We start from the raw sequence: 1,482 nt of genomic DNA on the forward strand, positions 1-1,482 counted from the left end.
ATAGCTTGTCAATATTTAATTATTAATGGCGGATTCATGAGGTGGTATACTTAAAAAAGTGCATGGGAAAGAGCCGTCCCACATAGCACGGAAATGTATTCCATATACTTCCATTTTATGATGTTTACTCTAAACGGAACGCTTCCTTAGTAGTCAAGATGGCAAAAATCCAGTGGATGAGTTTATTCACACAAGCAATTATCGCTACTTTGAACAGCTTTCCTTCAGCGCGCTTCTTATCATAATAAGCTCTTAGTTTTTTATTTCTATTACTACGAATACCACATCGTACAGCTTGATATAAGGCAGTACGAAGCCTCCTGGAACCGTGCTTAGTTATTTTATTTATGGTTGCTGTAAACTTGCCTGAAGAAAAAACACTTGGATCTATACCAGCAAAAGCAACAAGTTTCTTTGCGTGATTGAACCGATCGATTTCCCCGATCTCAGCTAAAATTGTTGCAGCAATTTTAGTGCCAATTCCGGGTATCGATTGGATTAAATCATATTCAAGTAACGCTTCAGCTAGGGCCTCTATCGATTTATTAAGGTCTGCTAGATGGTCCTGGTATTGAAGAAGCAATTTGATGAGCAACTGCATGGAGATCAAATGACTTGAAAAATCCGTCTCCTTAAAGGGATTTCGCTTTGCTGCTGCTGCTAAGATTTGAGCGCGCTCTAGACACCATAAAGCCGATTTGCCACGTCCTGTAAGGCGTTGGATTGTTGCTGAAATCTCCTTCTCATCCAGTTCCAGAACCTCTCTAGACGTCGGGTGTAAGGCCAGAAGTCGAAGGGAAACCTTTGAATAAAGGTCACCAAACACGCCGTGATATTCAGGAAAAACTTGATCCAGAATAGCCTGAAACTGTAGTTTTACTTGGACATACATACCCGTTAAAGATTCATGTTGGCGTGTCAGATAGCGTAAGTTCATGAGATGCTGACCCCGTTTTTTGTAGGGTTCAAACTCTTCTTTATAAAACAACGCTCCTAAAAGATGGGCATCAGCGGCATCCGTCTTCAATCGTCGCAAATTGGTTTTCTTGGCGTTATGTGAGATTAAAGGATTAATGACGATATTCAGATACTGATGCTCATCTAGAAACTGAACAACTGGGCTATGATAGTGGCCTGTTGCTTCCATCACAATGGAGGGACGCATTCCTGCAGCTGATTCCACCCCTCTCATGTAATTCAGAAAAGATGCTAATCCTTCAAGATCATGCTTAAACCTAAAAATCTTTCCATAAGGTACTCCACGATCTAAAAATGCTTGCGCATGGCTTTCTCCCTTGGATACATCCAAACCAATAACTGGATTCATGACATCACTCCTGTAGTATTTTCACCGGCAACCCCTAACCTTCTTGTCTTCCACACTATCGCATGTGATACGGGATTCATGTCCCAACCAGCCTAACCATGGTTGAACAAGTAGGGGGGATGAACTGAATAGCTCTCGGGATCCAAGTCCCACGG

1 protein-coding gene is annotated in these 1,482 nt (G+C 41.9%); it reads right to left on the reverse strand.

Annotated elements, in window-relative coordinates; all coding sequences use genetic code 11:
• Window positions 1–124: 124 nt before the first annotated feature.
• Entirely contained in the window at window positions 125–1,327 is a 1,203-nt protein-coding gene (locus tag OB236_RS15990; RefSeq protein ID WP_262684890.1) for an IS110 family RNA-guided transposase, read from the reverse strand.
• Window positions 1,328–1,482: the final 155 nt, after the last annotated feature.

The organism is Paenibacillus baimaensis, assembly GCF_025567575.1.

Coding starts and splice junctions, on each gene's coding strand:
- OB236_RS15990 (WP_262684890.1), bottom strand. CDS start 1,327: ATGAATCCAGTTATTGGTTTGGATGTATCCAAGGGAGAAAGCCATGCG.